At 72.9% G+C, this 20,480-nt stretch carries 17 protein-coding genes; 15 read left to right on the forward strand and 2 right to left on the reverse strand.

The window, feature by feature from the left end:
- Positions 1-201: 201 nt before the first annotated feature.
- Complete coding sequence (locus R2D22_RS22985; protein WP_318106540.1) at positions 202-1,563, forward strand: nitrate/nitrite transporter; 1,362 nt, start codon at positions 202-204, stop codon at positions 1,561-1,563.
- Positions 1,564-1,662: 99 nt separating this feature from the next.
- Positions 1,663-2,811 carry a uroporphyrinogen-III synthase gene (locus tag R2D22_RS22990; RefSeq protein WP_318106541.1) on the forward strand — a complete coding sequence of 383 codons (1,149 nt, stop codon included), beginning with the start codon at positions 1,663-1,665 and terminating at the stop codon, positions 2,809-2,811.
- Between the two features lie 71 nt (positions 2,812-2,882).
- Here the strand turns inward: R2D22_RS22990 and R2D22_RS22995 are convergent, their stop codons facing one another.
- Positions 2,883-3,362, reverse strand: coding sequence for an anthrone oxygenase family protein (locus R2D22_RS22995; protein ID WP_318106542.1), 480 nt, complete (start codon positions 3,360-3,362; stop codon positions 2,883-2,885).
- 80 nt (positions 3,363-3,442) lie between these two features.
- Between R2D22_RS22995 and R2D22_RS23000 the strand changes: the two genes are divergently transcribed.
- From R2D22_RS23000 to R2D22_RS23030, 7 genes are all read left to right on the forward strand, one after another.
- Positions 3,443-3,973, forward strand: a complete 531-nt coding sequence (locus R2D22_RS23000; RefSeq protein WP_318106543.1) for a GNAT family N-acetyltransferase — start codon at positions 3,443-3,445, stop codon at positions 3,971-3,973.
- A 74-nt stretch (positions 3,974-4,047) separates the two neighbouring features.
- Positions 4,048-4,629 carry an ABATE domain-containing protein gene (locus R2D22_RS23005; RefSeq protein ID WP_318106544.1) on the forward strand — a complete coding sequence of 194 codons (582 nt, stop codon included), beginning with the start codon at positions 4,048-4,050 and terminating at the stop codon, positions 4,627-4,629.
- Positions 4,630-4,699: 70 nt separating this feature from the next.
- Positions 4,700-5,287, forward strand: a complete 588-nt coding sequence (locus R2D22_RS23010) for a sigma-70 family RNA polymerase sigma factor (RefSeq protein WP_318106545.1) — start codon at positions 4,700-4,702, stop codon at positions 5,285-5,287.
- Positions 5,284-6,192, forward strand: a complete 909-nt coding sequence (locus R2D22_RS23015) for a zf-HC2 domain-containing protein (protein ID WP_318106546.1) — start codon at positions 5,284-5,286, stop codon at positions 6,190-6,192. The genes R2D22_RS23010 and R2D22_RS23015 overlap by 4 nt, the downstream gene beginning before the upstream one ends.
- A gap of 63 nt (positions 6,193-6,255) precedes the next feature.
- Positions 6,256-8,616, forward strand: coding sequence for a HelD family protein (locus R2D22_RS23020; RefSeq protein ID WP_318106547.1), 2,361 nt, complete (start codon positions 6,256-6,258; stop codon positions 8,614-8,616).
- Positions 8,617-8,989: 373 nt separating this feature from the next.
- Positions 8,990-10,426, forward strand: coding sequence for an NAD-dependent malic enzyme (locus tag R2D22_RS23025; RefSeq protein WP_318106548.1), 1,437 nt, complete (start codon positions 8,990-8,992; stop codon positions 10,424-10,426).
- Positions 10,427-10,736: 310 nt separating this feature from the next.
- Positions 10,737-11,018 carry an HU family DNA-binding protein gene (locus tag R2D22_RS23030; protein ID WP_015033921.1) on the forward strand — a complete coding sequence of 94 codons (282 nt, stop codon included), beginning with the start codon at positions 10,737-10,739 and terminating at the stop codon, positions 11,016-11,018.
- 295 nt (positions 11,019-11,313) lie between these two features.
- On the opposite strand, the gene murA is transcribed toward R2D22_RS23030, so the two are convergent.
- Entirely contained in the window at positions 11,314-12,654 is a 1,341-nt protein-coding gene (gene murA / locus R2D22_RS23035) for a UDP-N-acetylglucosamine 1-carboxyvinyltransferase (RefSeq protein ID WP_318106549.1), read from the reverse strand.
- A 290-nt stretch (positions 12,655-12,944) separates the two neighbouring features.
- Here murA and R2D22_RS23040 point away from each other — a divergent pair, with 290 nt between their 5' ends.
- From R2D22_RS23040 to R2D22_RS23065, 6 genes are all read left to right on the forward strand, one after another.
- A complete protein-coding gene (locus R2D22_RS23040) occupies positions 12,945-13,505 on the forward strand; it encodes a YqgE/AlgH family protein (protein WP_318106550.1) in 561 nt (186 codons plus the stop codon).
- A gap of 30 nt (positions 13,506-13,535) precedes the next feature.
- Positions 13,536-13,826, forward strand: a complete 291-nt coding sequence (locus R2D22_RS23045) for a DUF3039 domain-containing protein (RefSeq protein ID WP_318106551.1) — start codon at positions 13,536-13,538, stop codon at positions 13,824-13,826.
- Between the two features lie 132 nt (positions 13,827-13,958).
- Entirely contained in the window at positions 13,959-15,560 is a 1,602-nt protein-coding gene (locus R2D22_RS23050) for a beta-N-acetylhexosaminidase (RefSeq protein WP_318106552.1), read from the forward strand.
- Positions 15,561-15,813: 253 nt separating this feature from the next.
- On the forward strand, positions 15,814-16,689 hold the full coding sequence (locus tag R2D22_RS23055; RefSeq protein WP_318106553.1) for an FAD binding domain-containing protein: 876 nt from the start codon (positions 15,814-15,816) through the stop codon (positions 16,687-16,689).
- Positions 16,686-18,074, forward strand: a complete 1,389-nt coding sequence (locus R2D22_RS23060; RefSeq protein ID WP_318106554.1) for a (2Fe-2S)-binding protein — start codon at positions 16,686-16,688, stop codon at positions 18,072-18,074. The genes R2D22_RS23055 and R2D22_RS23060 overlap by 4 nt, the downstream gene beginning before the upstream one ends.
- A complete protein-coding gene (locus R2D22_RS23065) occupies positions 18,071-20,395 on the forward strand; it encodes a xanthine dehydrogenase family protein molybdopterin-binding subunit (protein WP_318106555.1) in 2,325 nt (774 codons plus the stop codon). The genes R2D22_RS23060 and R2D22_RS23065 overlap by 4 nt, the downstream gene beginning before the upstream one ends.
- Positions 20,396-20,480 lie beyond the last annotated feature (85 nt).

Consider the following 20,480-nt stretch of genomic DNA (forward strand, 5'->3'; position numbering starts at 1 on the left):
GCCGGGCCCGCCCGCACCCTGAGTCAGGCCCGCCCGCACCCTGAGCCCGGCGTCTCACACGGCCCGGCCGGTTCGCGTGAGAGCAAGGTTCCGTACCCGTCACTTCGCGGCACCGGCCTGAAACGAGCCCTCCGTACCTTCTGGAGTGCGAGAGGTCCAGAGCTCTGGACGCTCTGGGACCCGACACCGTGGAGGTGCGAGATGGGCGGCCGTTGGATCGAACGGTGGGAGCCGGAGGACGAGGTCTTCTGGAACGAACAGGGAGAGCGGATCGCCAGGCGCAACCTGCTGTTCTCCGTGTTCTCCGAGCACATCGGCTTCTCCATCTGGAGCCTGTGGTCGGTGATGGTCCTGTTCATGGGGCCGCAGTACGGGATCGACCCCGCGGGCAAGTTCTTCCTGATCGCCACCGCGACCTTCGTCGGCGCGCTGATCCGCATCCCGTACACCTTCGCGGTCGCCCGCTTCGGTGGCCGGAACTGGACGATCGTCAGCGCGGTGCTGCTGCTCCTGCCGACCGGCTTCGCGTACGCGGTGATGGAGCCCGGGACCTCGTACAACACGTTCCTGCTGGTGGCCGCGCTCACCGGCGTCGGCGGCGGCAACTTCGCCTCCTCGATGACCAACATCAACGCCTTCTTCCCGCTCCGGAAGAAGGGCTGGGCGCTCGGCCTCAACGCGGGCGGCGGCAACATCGGGGTGCCCGTGGTCCAGCTCGTCGGCCTGCTGGTCATCGGCACCGCCGGCGCCGCGCACCCGCGGATCGTGCTCGGCGTCTACATCCCGCTGATCGTCGTCGCCGCGTTGTGCTCCGCGCTCTTCATGGACAACCTGGCCCCGGTGAAGAACGACACCGGCGCGGTCAAGGAGGCCGTGTCGGCGAAGCACACGTGGATCATGGCCTTCCTGTACATCGGCACGTTCGGCTCCTTCATCGGGTACAGCTTCGCCTTCGGCCTGGTGCTCCAGACGCAGTTCGGCCGGACCCCGCTGCAGGCCGCCTCGCTGACCTTCATCGGCCCGCTGCTCGGCTCGCTGATCCGGCCGGTCGGCGGCTCCCTCGCCGACAAGTACGGCGGCGCGCGGATCACGCTGTCGACCTTCGCGGCGATGGCCCTGTCGACCGGCGTGGTGATCTACGCGTCCGTGGTCGAGTCGCTCACCGTCTTCCTCGTCGGCTTCATCGGACTGTTCGTCCTCTCCGGCCTGGGCAACGGCTCCACGTACAAGATGATCCCGGCGATCTTCCTGGCGCAGGGCCACCGCAAGGGCCTGGCGGGCGAGGAGGCCGAGGCGTACGGCCGCCGGCTCTCCGGGGCCTCCATGGGGCTGATCGGCGCGGTCGGGGCGCTCGGCGGGCTCGGCATCAACCTGGCCTTCCGGCAGTCCTTCCAGACGGCCGGCACCGGGACGTCCGCCTTCGTCGCCTTCCTGGCCTTCTACGCGGCGTGCATGGTCGTCACCTGGGCGGTATACCTTCGCCGGCAGGCGACGGTGCCCGACACGGCCGAGGCGGCGGAGACCGCCGAGGCCGAGGCGCAGCGCGGCTACGCCGGGGTGTGAGCCGCAGTGGTCCGCGACACAGTGGCCCGTAACGTCCGTAACGGCGGTGAAATGCGGGAGGACCGAGACTGTCACGCGGTGCCGCCAGGCTCGACTGCCATGAACGAGCAAGAGCAGGGGCCCCTCGCGGGGTTCACCGTCGGCGTCACGGCGGCGCGGCGCGCGGACGAGCTGTCCGCGCTGCTGCGCCGCCGCGGCGCCGCGGTGGTGCACGGGCCGGCACTGCGGATCGTCCCTCTCGCCGACGACACGGAGCTCCTGGCCGCGACGAAGGAACTGATCGCCAACGCCCCGGACGTCGTCGTCGCCACCACGGCGATCGGCTTCCGCGGCTGGGTCGAGGCGGCCGAGGGCTGGGGGTACGGGGACGAACTCCTGGCCTGCCTGCGGGGCGTGGAGCTGCTGGCCCGCGGCCCCAAGGTCAAGGGCGCGGTGCGGGCGGCCGGGCTGACGGAGCACTGGTCGCCGTCCTCGGAGTCCATGGCGGAGGTCCTCGACCGGCTGCTCGCGGAGGGTGTGGCGGGCCGCCGGATCGCCCTCCAGCTGCACGGGGAGCCGCTGCCCGGGTTCGTGGAGGCGCTCCGGGCCGGCGGCGCGGAGGTCGTCGGCGTACCGGTGTACCGGTGGATGCCGCCGGAGGACATCGCGCCGCTCGACCGGCTCCTCGACGGGGCGCTGGCCGGCACGCTGGACGCGGTCACCTTCACCAGCGCCCCTGCGGCGGTCTCGCTGCTGACCCGGGCCGAGTACCGGGGCGCGCTGCCGGAGCTGCTCGCGGCGCTGCGGCACGACGTGCTGGCGGTCTGCGTGGGGCCGGTCACCGCGCTGCCGCTCCAGGCCCAGGGGATCGACACGCTCCAGCCGGAGCGGTTCCGGCTCGGGCCGCTGGTGCAACTGCTCTGCCGGGAGCTGCCGTCCCGGGCCCGGACGCTCCCGGTGGCCGGCCGCAGCGTGGAGATCCGCGGTCACGCGGTCCTCGTGGACGGGGAGTTGCGACCGGTCCCGCCGGCCGGGATGGCGCTGCTCGGCGCCCTGGCGCGGCGTCCCGGCTGGGTCGTCTCGCGGGCCGATCTGCTGCGCGCGCTGCCCGGCGCGGGCCGTGACGAGCACGCGGTGGAGACGGCGATGGCCCGGCTCCGTACCGCCCTGGGCGCGCCGAAGCTGATCCAGACGGTCGTCAAGCGCGGCTACCGGCTGGCCCTGGACACCCCGGCGGAGGAGAAGTACGCGGACGCGGAAGCGCTCTGAGCGACGGGCAGGGGCCGGCGATCACCGGCCCCTGCCCGTCCCTGCGTCCCCGCCCCCTCAGCGCTCGCCGCTCACCGCTCCCGCAGGGCCATCGCCCGCAGCAGGCAGCCGAAGCCGAGCACCGTCAGCACCAGGCGGACCGTGTTCCAGGCGACCCACGGGGACTCGAAGTCCGTACGGGCCTTGGTGATGTCCTTGGCCGCCGCGAGGGCGTCGTTCAGCGGGACGTTGACCGCCGAGGTGACCACGAAGACCGCGACGTACAGCACCAGCGCCGCGATCACCCAGCCCTTCGCCGGGGTACGGCGCTGCTGCCAGGCCGCGACCCCGGTGAGGATCAGCGCGCCGAAGAACGGCGTGAAGAACACCGGGTTCTGGATCACGTCGTTGATGTTCCGCATCACCTCGACGAAGGTCTTGTCGTCGCTGCGCGCCAGTGCCGGCATCACCGAGCACACATAGGCCAGCCACACCCCCGCGACCAGTCCCGTCATCGCCGTCGCCACGCCGAGCACGGCGCCCCGTCCCGTCCCGCCCCTGTTTTCTGTCATGGGCACAGTCAATCGGGCGGCCGCCCCCGGGACCATGGATTTCCGTCCACGTTCCATACGCGGGCGTCTACGGTGGTCGGGTGATCCACATACGTCCCGCCGTCGTGCCCTCCGGCGCCACCGCTCCCTCCGACGCCCACGCCCTCGCCGCCGCGCTGCTGCGCATCCGGGAGTATCTGCGCCCCTGGGAGCCCTACCGGGCCGAGCGGTACTACACCGCCGAGGGGCAGGCCGAGCGGCTCACGGACGGCGGGGAACGCTGGGTCGCCGTGGACGGGGACGCGATCGTCGCCCTGGCCACGCTCTCCGGCATCGTCGAAGGGCCGTTCCGCAGCGCCTCCCTCGGGTACTGGGTGGACCCCGCGTACGCCGGGCAGGGCGTCGCCACCCAGCTGGTCGCGGAGGTGTGCCGGGGCGCCCGCGAGGAGCTGGGGCTGCACCGGATCGAGGCGTGCACGATGCTCGACAACCACGCCTCCCAGCGCGTGCTCGCCAAGTCCGGCTTCGAGCGGATCGGTACCGCGCCGAACTACCTGCACATCGACGGCGCGTGGCGCGACCATCACCTGTTCCAGCGGATCCTGCACGACGATCCTCCGCCGCACCCCTAGTCGGCCGCGCCCCGCGTGGGCACTCTGGTGGCGGCACCCCGACCGTCCCCCGACCGCGAGGTGGTGACAGGGACATGACCGTGCTCGCCGGTCCCCCCGTACGGATCGACGCCGGACGGATCTGCCTCGACCTGGCCGCCCAGCCGCCCGACCGCGCCGACGCCCTCGACCGCTGGCTGCACGCCGAGGGCCTGGTCCCCGGCACCACCCCGCTGCACGGCCTGGACGCCCGCTGGGTCGCCCGTTTTCGCGAACTCGGCGACTGCGTCACCGCGTTGGTCCGCGCGCAGCTCCAGGGCGCCGGACCCGACCCCGTCGCGCTGGACCGCCTCAACGCCCTCGCCGCGGCCGCCGCCCCGCCCGCGCCCCGCGCCGTCCGCACCGAAACCGGGGCGCTCGTCCGGGTGTTGAGCGGCGAACCCGAGTGCCGCGCGCTGCTCGCCGCCGTCGCCCGCGACGCCGTCGACCTGCTCACCGACCCCGTCGCCCGCGCCCTGCTGCGCCAGTGCGAGAGCGACGACTGCCACCGCTGCTACCTCGACACCTCCCGCGGACACCGCCGCCGCTGGTGCTCCAGCGAGGTGTGCGGCAACCGCGAACGCGTCGCCCGGCACCGCCGCCGGCACCCCGCGAAAAGAAATTCCGCCGCGCGTTGAGCAGAATCCCGGAGCCCCGCGTAAAGGAGGAGGACAGCAGTCCGACAGGGTCTCGACCGGGAGGTTCAGCGTGCGCAAGGATGCCGCCGTGGCCGATGACCGTCCGCACAGGGCCCGGCATCGCGGCAGTCCCGCACGTCCTCAGCCCCCCGTCCCCGACGAGGAGTTGATGCGGGCGCTGTACCGCGAGCACGCCGGGCCCCTGCTCGCCTACGTACTCCGCCTCGTCGCCGGCGACCGCCAGCGCGCCGAGGACGTGGTGCAGGAGACGCTCATCCGTGCCTGGAAGAACGCCGGCAGCCTGGGCCAGGCCACCGGTTCCGTCAGACCCTGGCTGGTGACGGTCGCCCGGCGCATCGTCATCGACGCTCACCGCAGCCGGCAGGCCCGGCCGCAGGAAGTCGACGCGTCACCGCTGGAGGTCATGCCCGCGGAGGACGAGATCGACAAGGCGCTGTGGCTCATGACCCTCTCCGACGCACTCGACGATTTGACCCCGGCGCACCGGGAAGTGTTGGTCGAGACGTACTTCAAGGGGCGTACCGTCAACGAGGCGGCCGAGACGCTCGGCATACCCAGCGGGACCGTGCGGTCCCGGGTTTTCTACGCACTGCGTTCGATGAAGCTCGCGCTGGAGGAGAGGGGGGTGTCGGTATGACCGCGTACGACAGCGACCCGGCCCACGACCGCGAGTCGCCGCACGACGCCGTCGGCGCGTACGTGCTCGGCGTGCTCGACGACGCGGACGCCACGGCCTTCGAGGCCCACCTCGCCGGCTGCGCCCGGTGCGCCGCCCATCTGGACGAGTTCGCCGGGCTGACCCCGATGCTGGCGATGCTCGCCGAGGGCCCCGGCCCCGCCGCCGTCCCCGAACCGCGCACCGGCGACCCCGGCGCCGGGGCGGGCATCGACCCGTACGCGGACGACGCCTTCGACGCCTTCGCCCCCCGGCCGCCGGCACCGCGCCCCGCGCCGCCGGGCCCCGCCGTCGTCGAGCCGCCCGTGACGCCCCGGCCCGAGCTGCTCGACCGGCTGGTCGACGAGGTCGCCGCCAAGCGTGCCCAGCGTCGCCGGCGGACCATGTACCTGGTCGCCGCGGCCGCCGCGCTGATCATCGGCGGGCCGGCCGTGGCCGTGGTCGCCACCTCCGGCGACGGCGACGGGCGGAACAACGTCGCCGCCGACCCGCACCCCACCAGCCCCGCCGAGGACGCCTTCTTCCACCACATGGAGGAGAAGATCGCCGCCACCGACGCGACCACCAAGGTCAGCGCCACCGTCGGCATGGAGAAGAAGGGCTGGGGCACCCATACGGTCCTGGAACTGAAGAACGTCAAGGGTCCGCTGAAGTGCACCCTCGTCGCCGTCTCCAAGACGGGGGAGGAGGAGATCGTCACCTCCTGGGCGGTCCCCAAATGGGGGTACGGCATCCCGGACAGCCCGAACGAGGCCGCGAAGAACCCGCTGTACGTCCACGGCGGCGCGGCCATGAACCGGGACGAGATCGACCGCTTCGAGGTGCGGACCTTCGACGGCGACCGGCTCGTGGAGGTCGGCGCCTGACATAACGGCCACCGTGGCGTACGCTCGACGGCTGCCCAAGTGCACGTTGAGAAGGGGGCCCCGGTGGCCGCGCAGGAAGCCGACGGTGTGGTCGACACGGTCAGAGACCGCGAGATCGGTGTCGAGCAGGAACATCTGGACCGGGTGTACCGGCGCCTCGAGGAGAAGATCCACGAGGCGGAGTTCCTGATGCACGACGCCGCCCAGCGCGGGCACGTCGGCACGCCCGGCGCGCTCGCCGAGCGCGACGCCCAGGTGTTCCGGGCCGGCATCCACCTCAACCGGCTCAACAACGAGTTCGAGGACTTCCTCTTCGGCCGGATCGACCTGCTGTACGGCAAGGACGGCAAGAAGGGCCCGGACGGCGCGTACACCTCCGTCGAGCCCGCCGAGGACGCCCTGCGGCCGGACAACACGGCCGACATCGGCGAGACCCTGCACATCGGCCGGATCGGCGTCCTCGACTCCGACTACGCCCCGCTCGTCATCGACTGGCGGGCGCCCGCCGCCGCCCCGTTCTACCGCTCCACCCCGGTCGACCCCGGCCGGGTGGTGCGCCGCCGGGTCATCCGGTCCAAGGGCCGCCGGGTGCTCGGCGTCGAGGACGACCTGATGCGCCCCGAGCTGACCGCGTACCTGGAGGGCGAGGAGCTGCCCGCGATCGGCGACGGCGCCCTGATGGCCGCGCTCGGCCAGGCCCGCAGCCACACCATGCGGGACATCGTCTCCAGCATCCAGGCCGAACAGGACCTGGTCATCCGCGCGCCCGCCGCGTCCGTCACGTACGTCGAGGGCGGCCCCGGCACCGGCAAGACCGCCGTCGCGCTGCACCGGGCCGCCTACCTGCTCTACCAGGACCGGCGGCGGTACGCGGGCGGCATCCTGATCGTCTCCCCGACGCCGCTGCTCGTCTCGTACACCGAGGGCGTGCTGCCCTCGCTCGGCGAGGAGGGCCAGGTCGCGATCCGCGCCGTCGGCTCGCTCGTCGACGGCGTCGAGGCCACGGCGTACGACGAGCCGGCGGTCGCCCGGATCAAGGGCTCCTCCCGGATGCTCAAGGTGCTGCGGAAGGCCGCCAGGGGCGCCCTGGAGGCCCCGGCGCAGGCGGCTGCCCCGGCGGACGGGCAGCTCGAGCTGGGCGAGGAGCCCGAGGCACCCGCGGCCCCGGCCGGCACGCCGACCCGGCTGCGCGTCGTCGCCTTCGGGCGGCGCCTGGAGCTGGAGGCCGACGACCTCCGGCGGATCCGCGAGAACGTCCTCGGCGGCACCGCGCCGGTCAACCTGCTGCGCCCGCGCGCCCGCCGGCTGCTGCTCGACGCCCTGTACTCCAGGTCCGGCGCGGGCTCCCGGCACAGCGACCCCGAACTCGCCGCCGAGCTGCGTTCCTCCTTCGACGAGGACGTCTCCACCGAGGACAGCTTCCTGTCCTTCCTCGACGCCTGGTGGCCCGAGCTCACCCCGCGGCAGGTCCTCGACGCCATGGCCGACGAGAAGCGGCTGTCCCGCTGGGCCCGCCGGGTGCTCAACCCGGGCGAGGTGCGCCGGCTGGCCCGCTCGCTGCGCAGGGACGCGTACTCGGTCCACGACGTGGCGCTCCTGGACGAGCTGAACACCCTCCTGGGCGCCCCGGCCCGGCCGCGCAAGAAGCGCGAGTACGACCCGCTGGACCAGCTCACCGGCCTGGAGGAGCTGATGCCGGTGCGCGAGGAGACGCAGCGCGAGCGGGCCGAGCGGCTGGCCGCCGAGCGCACCGAGTACGCGCACGTCATCGTCGACGAGGCGCAGGACCTGACGCCCATGCAGTGGCGGATGATCGGCCGCCGCGGCCGGCACGCCACCTGGACGGTCGTCGGCGACCCGGCCCAGTCCTCCTGGTCCACCCCGGACGAGGCTGCCGAGGCCCGTGACGAGGCGCTGGGCACCCGGCCTCGGCGCCGCTTCGAGCTGACCGTGAACTACCGCAACCCGGCCGAGATCGCCGAGCTGGCGGCCAAGGTCCTGGCGCTGGCGATGCCCGGAAAGGAGTCCCCGCGCGCGGTCCGTTCGACCGGCGTGGAGCCCCGGTTCGTGGCGGTGCCCGAACGGGACGCCCTGCCCCGGACGGTGCACGCGGAGGCGGCCCGGCTGCTGGAGCGGGTGGACGGCACGGTCGGCGTCGTGGTGGCGATGAACCGCCGCGAGCAGGCCGCCCGGCTCCTCGCCGACCTGGGCGACCGGGTGGTGGCGCTGGGTTCCCTGGAGGCCAAGGGCCTGGAGTACGACGCCACGGTGGTCGTCTCGCCGGCGGAGATCGCGGACGAGTCCCCGGCCGGCCTGCGGGTGCTGTACGTGGCGCTCACCCGGGCGACGCAGCAGCTCACCGTGGTCTCCGGGCCCCGGGACGTACCGGACGCGGACGGGGTGCCGGACCTGCTGAGGGACTGATTTCCGGTCAACCTGCGCCGCAGGAATCACTTACCAGGGTGGTTTGTTAGCCTGTCTGTGGCACCGGCTCGATCCAAGCCCCCGGGCCCAACCTTCGTCCCTCAGAGGGACCACTTGCCGCGAGGCGAGCATGGCGGGTCGGTGCCACTTGAACAGTTTGTTGAAATGCACAAAGTTGAGGCCCCTGTCACCTGCTGGTGACGGGGGCCTCTTCTGTTCTTCCTCTAGTTCTCGTATGGTGGAAACTACTTTCCGAAAACAAAATGACCGCATTACCTGCTACCGGCAGGTAGGTGCGACGATCGGAGGGCGCCGCCTGGCAACCAGCCGGGGCGGCGTAGCAACGAAGCTAGGGAAAGCAGAGGAACCCGGCATGGCAACGGCGCCCAGCGTCTCGTACTCGATGACGGTCCGTCTCGAGGTCCCGGCGAGCGGGACCGCGGTCTCCCAGCTCACCACCGCGGTCGAGTCCTCCGGCGGCTCGGTCACCGGCCTCGACGTGACCGCCTCCGGCCACGAGAAGCTGCGCATCGACGTCACCATCGCGGCGACCTCCACCACGCACGCCGACGAGATCGTCGAGAAGCTCAGCCGCATCGAGGGCGTCACGCTCGGCAAGGTCTCCGACCGTACGTTCCTGATGCACCTCGGCGGCAAGATCGAGATGGCGTCCAAGCACCCCATCCGCAACCGTGACGACCTCTCGATGATCTACACCCCGGGCGTCGCCCGGGTCTGCATGGCGATCGCCGAGAACCCCGAGGACGCCCGCCGCCTCACCATCAAGCGCAACTCGGTCGCCGTGGTCACCGACGGCTCCGCCGTCCTCGGCCTCGGCAACATCGGCCCCAAGGCCGCGCTGCCGGTCATGGAGGGTAAGGCGGCCCTGTTCAAGCGCTTCGCCGGCATCGACGCCTGGCCGCTCTGCCTGGACACCCAGGACACCGACGAGATCGTCGCGATCGTGAAAGCCATCGCCCCGGGCTTCGCCGGCATCAACCTGGAGGACATCTCCGCGCCGCGCTGCTTCGAGATCGAGGCCCGGCTGCGCGAGGCCCTCGACATCCCCGTCTTCCACGACGACCAGCACGGCACCGCCATCGTCGTGCTCGCCGCGCTGACCAACGCGCTGCGCGTGGTCGGCAAGGGCATCGGCGACGTACGGGTCGTCATGTCCGGTGCGGGCGCGGCCGGTACGGCCATCCTGAAGCTGCTCCTCGCGGCGGGTGTGAAGCACGCCGTCGTCGCCGACATCCACGGCGTCGTGCACGCGGGCCGCGAGGACCTGGTGGACGCGTCGGTCGACTCGCCGCTGCGCTGGATCGCCGACAACACCAACCCGGAGGGCGTCACCGGCACCCTCAAGCAGGCCGTCGTCGGCGCGGACGTGTTCATCGGCGTCTCGGCCCCGAACCTGCTCGGCGCGGAGGACGTGGCGGCCATGGCCGAAGGCGCGATCGTGTTCGCGCTCGCGAACCCGGACCCGGAGGTCGACCCGGCCGCGGCCCGTCAGACCGCGGCCGTCGTGGCCACCGGCCGTTCGGACTTCCCGAACCAGATCAACAACGTGCTGGTCTTCCCCGGCGTCTTCCGCGGCCTGCTGGACGCGCAGTCCCGCACGGTGAACACGGACATGATGCTGGCGGCGGCGACCGCCCTCGCGGACGTCGTCACCGAGGACGAGCTGAACCCGAACTACATCATCCCGTCGGTCTTCAACGACAAGGTGGCCGGCGCGGTCGCGGGCGCGGTGCGCACCGCCGCGAAGGCCGCCGGCTCGGGGACCGACGCCTCGTCGAACGGGCTCTGACGGCGCGTCGCGAGTCGCCGCACCGTAAACCCGCCTCTAGGGTTGCTGTTCGGCTCCGCAGCGTTTCCGCGGAGTCGACGCAACGTCATCGTGAAGGGCCTCTGGCGCTTTTCGTGTGACCCCGGAGGGTTCCGGATTGGCGTTCCCGCCGCTGGTGGGGGCAGGATGCCTATTCGGGCGCGAGGGTCTGACCGCAGACCCGGGTCCGGGGACTGTCCGAGGGCCCTGGCAGCATCGGCTTCGCTGTGCCCAACATGCGGCTCCGCCGCGTGGCCCGCCTCACAGGCAAGAAGAACACGGGAGTAAGAACATGAACCGCAGTGAGCTGGTGGCCGCCCTGGCCGACCGCGCCGAGGTGACCCGCAAGGACGCCGACGCCGTGCTGGCCGCTCTCGCCGAGACCGTCGGCGAGGTCGTCGCCAAGGGCGACGAGAAGGTCACCATCCCCGGCTTTCTGACCTTCGAGCGCACCCACCGTGCCGCTCGCACCGCGCGTAACCCGCAGACCGGCGACCCGATCGACATCCCGGCCGGCTACAGCGTGAAGGTCTCCGCGGGCTCGAAGCTCAAGGAAGCCGCCAAGGGCAAGTAAGCGCCTCCAGGCAGCTTGGAAGGGCGGCCACCCTGTCAGGGGGTGGCCGCCCTTCGTCGTACGCGTGTACGCCCGTACGAAGCCCGAAAGGGCCGGCCCCCACCCGAGTGGGTGGGGGCCGGCCCTTTCGTCGATCCTGAGGCCCTCTCAGGCCCGCCGCGCTACACCAGGCTGCTGCCCGGCAGCTCCACCTTCGCGCCGAGCTCCACCAGCTTGTCCATGCTGTGTCTTCCCGGGGGGTGACCCCCGGACCCCCAGCCGGGGTCCTGGGGGCCGGGCGGCCGTTCCGTGTCCGCTACACCAGGCTGCTGCCCGGCAGCTCCACCTTCGCGCCGAGCTCCACCAGCTTGTCCATGAAGTTCTCGTAGCCGCGGTTGATCAGGTCGATGCCGTGGACCCGCGACGTGCCCTGGGCCGCCAGGGCGGCGATCAGGTACGAGAAGCCGCCGCGGAGGTCCGGGATGACCAGGTCGGCGCCCTGCAGCTTCGTGGGGCCGGACACGACCGCCGAGTGCAGGAAGTTGCGCTGGCCGAAACGGCAGTCCGAGCCGCCCAGGCACTCGCGGTACAGCTGGATGTGCGCGCCCATCTGGTTCAGCGCGGACGTGAAGCCGAGCCGGGACTCGTACACCGTCTCGTGCACGATCGACAGACCCGTCGCCTGCGTCAGCGCGACCACCAGCGGCTGCTGCCAGTCGGTCTGGAAGCCGGGGTGCACGTCCGTCTCCAGGGCGATCGACTTCAGCTGGCCGCCCGGGTGCCAGAAGCGGATGCCCTCGTCGTCGATCTCGAAGGCGCCGCCGACCTTCCGGTACGTGTTCAGGAAGGTCATCATCGAGCGCTGCTGCGCGCCGCGCACGTAGATGTCGCCCTCGGTCGCCAGCGCCGCCGACGCCCAGGACGCCGCCTCCAGGCGGTCCGGCAGGGCGCGGTGGGTGTAGCCGCCGAGCTTGTCGACACCGGTGATCCGGATCGTCCGGTCGGTGTCCATGGAGATGATCGCGCCCATTTTCTGCAGGACGCAGATCAGGTCCTCGATCTCCGGCTCCACCGCCGCGTTGGACAGCTCGGTGACGCCCTCCGCCAGGACGGCCGTGAGCAGCACCTGCTCGGTCGAGCCGACCGAGGGGTACGGCAGCCGGATCTTGGTGCCGCGCAGCCGCTGCGGGGCCTCCAGGTACTGGCCGTCCGCGCGCTTCTCGATGGTCGCGCCGAACTGTCGCAGCACGTCGAAGTGGAAGTCGATCGGCCGGCCGCCGATGTCACAGCCGCCCAGGCCCGGGATGAAGGCGTGACCGAGGCGGTGCAGCAGCGGACCGCAGAACAGGATCGGGATGCGCGACGAGCCCGCGTGGGCATCGATGTCGGCGACGTTCGCGGATTCGACGTGGGTGGGGTCGAGCACCAGCTCGCCCGGCTCGTCGCCGGGGCGGACCGTCACCCCGTGCAACTGGAGGAGTCCGCGCACCACACGCACGTCGCGGATGTCGGGCACGTTGCGCAGTCGGCTCGGCTCGCTGCCGAGCAGGGCGGCGACCATCGCCTTGGGCACGAGGTTCTTCGCGCCGCGGACGCGGATCTCGCCCTCGAGCGGGGTTCCGCCGTGGACAAGCAGGACATCGTCTGTGCCGGTCATGAATCTCGCGTTCCGGAGGTGGTCCCCCCAGTGATGGCGAGGGGGAGCTCGGGCAGGGCCAGGGAAAAGAGTAAGGGCCGAGTACCCCCTTCTTGTAAGGGCGAGGCGGCCACGCAGATGTAATGAATTCGGCACAACACCCTCTGTTCGCCCGAGCTTGCGGAGTGTCACCGTCCGTTTGCGTGCGGGTCGTTCTCCGGACATCGGACACTCCGGGCCTCACCTGCGGCCCCGTCCCGGTCCGGCCGCCGGGCCCCCACAACGGGCCGAGATGCGGGATCATGTCTCGCATGACCGAGGTGTCCTCGCTCACAGGACGGCTGCTCGTCGCCACGCCCGCGCTGACGGACCCGAACTTCGACCGCGCGGTCGTGCTGCTGCTCGACCACGACGACGAGGGCTCCCTCGGCGTGGTCCTGAACCGGCCCACCCCCGTCACCGTCGGTGACATCCTGGAGTCCTGGGCGCCGCTGGCCGGCGAGCCCGGGGTCGTCTTCCAGGGCGGCCCGGTCTCCCTCGACGCCGCGCTCGGCGTCGCCGTCATCCCCGGCGACGAGGGCCCGCTCGGCTGGCGCCGGGTGTACGGGGCGATCGGCCTGGTCGACCTGGAGGCCCCGCCGGAACTGCTCGCCGCCGCCCTCGGCTCGCTCCGGATCTTCGCCGGCTACGCGGGCTGGGGCCCGGGCCAGCTGGAGCGCGAGCTCGCGGAGGGCGCCTGGTACGTCGTCGAGTCCGAACCCGGCGACGTCTCCGCCCCGCACCCGGAGACCCTGTGGCGCGCGGTGCTGCGCCGCCAGCGCGGCGAGCTCGCCATCGTCGCCACCTACCCGGACGACCCGTCGCTGAACTGAAGCCGCCACGTTTCAGTACTCTTGGGACCCATGAGCACTCTCGAGCCCGAGCGCGGGGCAGGTACGGGAACCCTCGTCGAGCCGACGCCGCAGGTGTCCCACGGTGACGGCGACCACGAGCGCTACGCCCACTACGTCCAGAAGGACAAGATCATGGCGAGTGCCCTCGACGGCACTCCCGTGGTGGCACTGTGCGGCAAGGTCTGGGTGCCGGGGCGCGACCCCAAGAAGTACCCGGTCTGTCCGATGTGCAAGGAGATCTACGAGTCCATGGGCGCCGGTGGCGGAGACAAGGACAAGGGCGGCAAGGACAAGAAGTAGTCCTGTCCCGACCGCGGGGACGGCCCCCGGTGCACGCGCTGCGGCGCGGGCGCCGGGGGCCGTCCTGTTCGTACCCGGTGCCTCCGTCCGTCCCGTAGTGGTCGAGACCACTTGTGGGGTAGGACTGAGCCCATGGACCTGATCCCCGCGCCCGCGCGCGTCGAGGGGCCGTACCGCTGCGGCTTCGCTCTCGACGGTCGTACCGCCCTGGACGCCGCGCCCGGCACCGAGTCCACCGAGCGCTGGCTGCGCGCCGTGCTCGGCGCGGCCTTCGGCCTGCCGCTGCGGCCCGCCCCGGACGGACGGCGGGACAACGTCGTCCGGCTGCGCGTCGACGACGCCCTGGGCCCCGAGGCGTACCGCCTGGACGCGGTCGTGAACGGGACGGTCGAGATCGCCGGCGGCGACCCGGCCGGCGTCTTCTGGGGCGCCCAGACGTTCCGTCAGCTCCTCGGTCCCGCCGCCTTCCGCAGGGCGCGCGGCCCGGAGGCTGTTGCCGCCCTGCCGGTCCAGTCCGTCACCGACGCGCCCCGGTTCCGCTGGCGCGGGCTCATGCTCGACGTCGCGCGGCACTTCATGCCCAAGGACGACGTCCTGCGCTACGTCGACCTGCTCGCCGCCCACAAGCTCAACGTGCTCCACCTCCACCTCACCGACGACCAGGGCTGGCGGATCGAGATCGAGCGGTACCCGCGGCTCACCGAGACCGGTGCGTGGCGGGCGCGGACCAAGTGGGGGCACAAGAACTCGCCGTACTGGAACGAGACACCGCACGGCGGGTACTACACGCGGGACGACATCCGCGAGATCGTCGCGTACGCAGCCGAACGGCACGTCACCGTCGTTCCCGAGATCGACGTTCCCGGCCACTCGCAGGCCGCGATCGCCGCGTACCCCGAACTCGGCAACACCGACGTCGTCGACACCGCCGCGCTCGGGGTCTGGGACACCTGGGGCGTGAACCCCAACGTGCTCGCGCCCACCGACGCCGTACTCCGTTTCTACGAGGGCGTCTTCGAGGAGGTCCTCGACCTCTTCCCGTCGACCTTCGTCCACATCGGCGGCGACGAGTGCCCCAAGGACCAGTGGAGGGCGTCCCCTTCGGCCCGGGCGCGCATCAAGGAGCTGGGTCTCGCCGACGAGGACGAGCTGCAGTCGTGGTTCGTCCGGCACTTCGACCGCTGGCTGGCCGCCCGCGGACGCCGGCTGATCGGCTGGGACGAGATCCTGGAGGGCGGGCTCGCGGACGGCGCCGCCGTCTCCTCGTGGCGCGGGTACGAGGGCGGGATCGCCGCCGCCGAGGCCGGGCACGACGTCGTCATGTGCCCCGCGCAGCACGTCTACCTGGACTACCGTCAGGACCCGGGCGAGGACGAGCCGATGCCCGTCGGCCACACCGTGACCCTGGCGGACGTCTACCGCTTCGACCCCGTGCCGCCGGGCCTGTCCGAGACGGCCGCCGGGCACGTCCTCGGCACCCAGGCCAACGTGTGGACCGAGGCGATGGAGAGCCGCGACCGCGTCGACTACCAGGTGTTCCCCCGGCTCGCCGCCTTCGCGGAGGTCGCCTGGTCCGCCCTGCCCGCCCCCGCGGACCGCGATGTCGCCGACTTCGAGCGGCGCCTGACCACCCATTACGCGCGCCTCGACGCCCTCGGCGTCGACTACCGGCCGCCCTCCGGACCCCTCCCTCGGCAGCGCCGCCCGGCCGGGCCGCCCAGGTCGGGCGGCTGACCGCCGGCCGCACCGGCACCCGCTCGGAATTCGCCGAAGTGCCGCAATCCGCCCCAGCTTCCGAAGTAGTGTCAAAACGGACCATATCCCGGGTCGTGGGAGGTCCGGGACGGAACCGTCCTTCGCGGACCCTCGCGTCGGACGGCTCGGAAGATGTGCCAGAGTTGCCACGTCCGGGCTGTGACCACGTACCGTACGGCCACACAGGCGGGACAACCGGGGACAGCCGGGGACACCGGGAAGGGGCAGCGGGTTGACCACGCACGCACCACGGACGGCGCATTCGGTGACGCTTCCGGCCACGCTCGACGAGGCCGTGGCCGCGCTCACCGCCATGCCCGCCGCCGTGCCCGTCGCGGGCGGCACCGATCTGATGGCGGCCGTCAACCGGGGGCAGCTGCGCCCCGCCGGGCTCGTCGGCCTCGGCCGGATCAACGAGATCCGCGGCTGGCAGTACCAGGACGGTCACGCGCTGCTCGGCGCGGGTCTCACCCACTCCCGGATGGGCCGGCCCGACTTCGCCGCCCTGATCCCCGCGCTCGCCGCGGCCGCCCGCGCCGCCGGACCGCCCCAGATCCGCAACGCCGGCACCCTCGGCGGCAACGTCGTCTCCGCCGCGCCCACCGGCGACTCGCTGCCCGTCCTGGCCGCCCTGGAGGCCGACCTGGTCGTCACGGGCCCGGACGGCGGCCGCGAGATCCCCGTCTCGCACCTGCTGGCCGGCCGGGACATGCTCGCGCCCGGCGAACTCGTCGGCTTCGTCCGCGTACCGCTGCTGCACGCCCCGCAGGTGTTCCTCAAGGTCACCGGCCGGACCGGCCCGGCCCGCGCCGCCGCGTCCGTCGCCGTCGTCCTCGACCCGGCGCACCGCGCGGTGCGCTGCGCGGTCGGCGCGATCGCGCCGATGCCGCTGCGGCCGCTGGAGGCGGAGCGGTGGATCGCCTCGCTGATCGACTGGGACAACGACCGGGGGCTCGCCCCGGAGGCCCTGACGGCCTTCGGAGAGTACGTGGCCGCGGCCTGCATCCCGGACCCGGAGGGCGACGAGCAGCTGCCGCCCGCCGTACTGCACCTGCGGCGCACCGTCGCCGCGCTGGCCCGACGGGCACTGGGGAGGGCGCTGTCGTGAGCACGGACGAGACCAACGAGCCGAACGACCCGTACGCAGCGGGTCACGACCACGGCGGCTGGCAGCCCATCCCGCAGAGCGAGGGCTACGACAGCGACGCCACGGCCTTCGTGCAGCTGCCGCCGGACTTCGACTTCGCCACCGCGCCCCTGGAGGCCCCCGGGCACGGCTACGTGCCGCCGATGATCGTGCCGCTGACCCCGGCCGCCGCGACCGACCCGGCCGCGACCGGCACCTGGGTGGTGCAGGAGCCGACGGAGGCGGAGTACGTCGTCCCGACCGACCCGACCGACCCGGGCGACTTCGTCGAGCACGGCGAGCACAGCGAGTACGGCGAGCACAGGGAGTACGGCGAGCAGTCCGAGCACGCGCAGTACGGCGACCACTCCGCCTACGGCGAGCCCGCGGCGGGGGCCGGGGCGTCCGAGCCGCCGGCCGCGCACGACCCGCACGCGACCGGGCAGTGGAGCTTTCCGGACGCCTCGCAGTCCACCGGCCAGTGGACCATCCCGACCGTGCCGGAAGGCTCGGACGAGTCGGGCGAGTTCACCACGTCGATGCTGGCCCAGTACGCGAGCAGCGCGCCCGCCACGCTGCCCGGCGGCGCCCCCGCGCCGTGGGCGGTCGCGGAGCCGGAGCCCGAGGCGGCGCCGGAGGCGGATGCGGCCGTCGAGCCCGTCCAGGACGTCCAGGAGACCGCCTCGGAGGCTCCAGAGGCCCCTGAGGCCCTTCCCGAGCTTCCTGAGGCCCCCGAGGACCCCGGCGAGGCGGGGCCCGCTCCCGTGTTCGACACGGGCAGCAGCAGCGACAGCGAAGAGCACCCGCACATCTCGTACGCGCTGCGCGTCAACGGCGCCGACCGCCCCGTCACCGGGTCCTGGATCGGCGAGTCCCTGCTCTACGTGCTGCGCGAGCGGCTCGGCCTCGCCGGGGCGAAGGACGGCTGCTCGCAGGGCGAGTGCGGCGCGTGCAACGTCCAGGTCGACGGCCGGCTCGTGGCCTCCTGCCTGGTGCCCGCCGCGACCACCGCCGGCAGCGAGATCCGTACCGTCGAGGGCCTCGCCGTCGACGGCGAGCCCTCCGACGTGCAGCGGGCCCTCGCCAAGTGCGGCGCCGTCCAGTGCGGCTTCTGCGTCCCGGGCATGGCCATGACCGTGCACGACCTGCTCGAGGGCAACCACGCGCCCACCGAGCTGGAGACCCGCCAGGCCCTCTGCGGCAACCTGTGCCGCTGCTCGGGCTACCGGGGCGTACTCGACGCCGTCCAGGAGGTCGTCGCCGAGCGGGCCGCGACCGCGGCCGCCGACCCGGCCGCCGCGGACCCGGCGGACGAGGCGCGCATCCCGCACCAGATTCCGCACCCGCTCGACGGAGGCATGGCGTGAGCAGCGACACGAGCACCGCCGTTCCCACGGCCCCGCTCGACAGCCCCCGGCAGGAGCAGCGGCTGCACGGCCTGGGGGTCTCCCTGCCGCCGGCCGACGCCCGGGCGAAGACCGAGGGCACCTTCCCGTACGCCTCCGACCTGTGGGCCGAGGGCCTGCTGTGGGCGGCGATCCTGCGCTCGCCGCACCCGCACGCCCGGATCGTCTCCCTCGACACGACCGCCGCCGCCGAGATGCCGGGCGTCCGGGCCGTGGTGACGCACGCGGACGTGCCGGGCGACCCGTCGTACGGCCGTACCGTCGCCGACCGGCCGGTCTTCGCCGCCGAACTCGTCCGGCACCACGGCGAGGCGATCGCCGCCGTCGCCGCCGACCACCCCGACACCGCCCGGCTCGCGGCCGCGGCCATCGCCGTCGAGTACGAGGTCCTGGAGCCGGTCACCGACCCCGAGAAGGCCTTCGCCGCGCCCGCGCTGCACCCGGACGGCAACCTGATCCGGCACATCCCACTGAGCTTCGGCGACGCCGAGGCGACCGGCGAGATCGTCGTCGAGGGGCTGTACCGGATCGGCCGCCAGGACCCCGCGCCGATCGGCGCCGAGGCCGGCCTGGCCGTCCCGCGCCCCGACGGCGGCGTCGAGATCTACACCGCCTCCACCGACCCGCACACCGACCGCGACCTGGCCGCGGCCTGCTTCGGGCTCGCCCCCGAGCAGGTCAAGGTCGTCGTCACCGGCGTGCCCGGCGCGACCAGCGACCGCGAGGATCCCGGCTTCCAGATCCCGCTGGGCCTGCTCGCGCTGCGCACCGGCTGCCCGGTCAAGCTCACCGCCACCCGCGAGGAGTCCTTCCTCGGCCACGCCCACCGCCACCCGACGCTGCTGCGCTACCGCCACCACGCGGACGGCGAGGGCCGGTTGGTGAAGGTGGAGGCGCAGATCCTGCTGGACGCGGGCGCGTACGCGGACCACTCCGCCGAATCCCTCGCCGCCGCCGTCTCGTTCGCCTGCGGCCCGTACGTCGTGCCGCACGCCTTCATCGAGGGCTGGGCGGTCCGTACGAACAACCCGCCCTCCGGCCATGTGCGGGGCGAGGGCGCGATGCAGGTGTGCGCCGCCTACGAGGCGCAGATGGACAAGCTGGCGGCCCGACTGGGCGTCGACCCGGCCGAGTTGCGGATGCGGAACGTGCTCGCGACCGGCGACCTGCTGCCCACCGGGCAGACCGTGACCTGCCCGGCCCCGGTCGCCGAACTCCTCGGCGCGGTACGGGACTTCCCGCTGCCGCCGCTGCCGATGGACGCCCCCGAGGACGACTGGCTGCTGCCCGGCGGACCGGACGGCGCGGGCGAGCCGGGGGCGGTGCGGCGGGGCGTCGGCTACGCGCTCGGCATGGTCCACATGCTCGGCGCGGAAGGTGCCGACGAGGTCTCGACGGCCACGGTGAAGGTGCAGGACGGGGTCGCGACGGTCATCTGCGCGGCGGTGGAGACCGGTTCGGGCTTCTCCACGCTGGCCCGCCAGATCGTCCAGGAGACCCTGGGCATCGACGAGGTGCACGTCGCCTCCGTCGACACCGACCAGCCGCCGGCCGGCGCGGCGACGCACGGCCGGCACACGTGGGTGTCGGGCGGCGCGGTGGAGCGGGCGGCCAAGATGGTCCGTACGCAGCTGCTGCAGCCGCTGGCGCACAAGTTCGGCATGTCGACGGAGCTGCTCCAGATCACCGACGGCAAGATCACCTCGTACGACGGCGTGCTCTCCACGACGGTCACCGAGGCGATGGACGGCAAGGAGCTGTGGGCCACCGCGCAGTGCCGCCCGCACCCGACGGAGCCGCTGGACGAGTCGGGGCAGGGCGACGCGTTCGTCGGCCTGGCGTTCTGCGCGATCCGCGCGGTGGTGGACGTCGACATCGAGCTCGGCTCCGTGCGGGTGGTGGAGATGGCCGTCGCCCAGGACGTCGGCCGGATCCTCAACCCCGCGCAGCTCGCGGCCCGGATCGAGGCGGGCGTCACGCAGGGCGTCGGCGCGGCGCTGACGGAGAACCTGCGTACGGCGCGTGGAGTGGTGCGGCACCCGGACTTCATGGGCTATGCGCTGCCGACGGCGCTCGACGCCCCGGACGTACGGATCGTGAAGCTTGTCGAGGAGCGTGACGTGGTGGCCCCGTTCGGCGCGAAGGCGGCGAGCGCGGTGCCGGTCGTGACGTCTCCGGCGGCGGTGGCCGCGGCGGTGCGGGCGGCGACGGGGCGGCCGGTGAACCGGCTCCCGATCAGGCCGCAGGCCGCGGTGGCGGCGGTGACGCAGACGGGCGCCTGAGCGCGGCCTGCCACGTGGGTGGATTACTTCGGAATGCCCGATTCGCTCCCTGACTCTAGGGTGGGGGCGAATCGGGCATCTCCCG

This window comes from Streptomyces sp. HUAS YS2 (genome assembly GCF_033343995.1).
Lineage (GTDB): Bacteria > Actinomycetota > Actinomycetes > Streptomycetales > Streptomycetaceae > Streptomyces > Streptomyces solicathayae.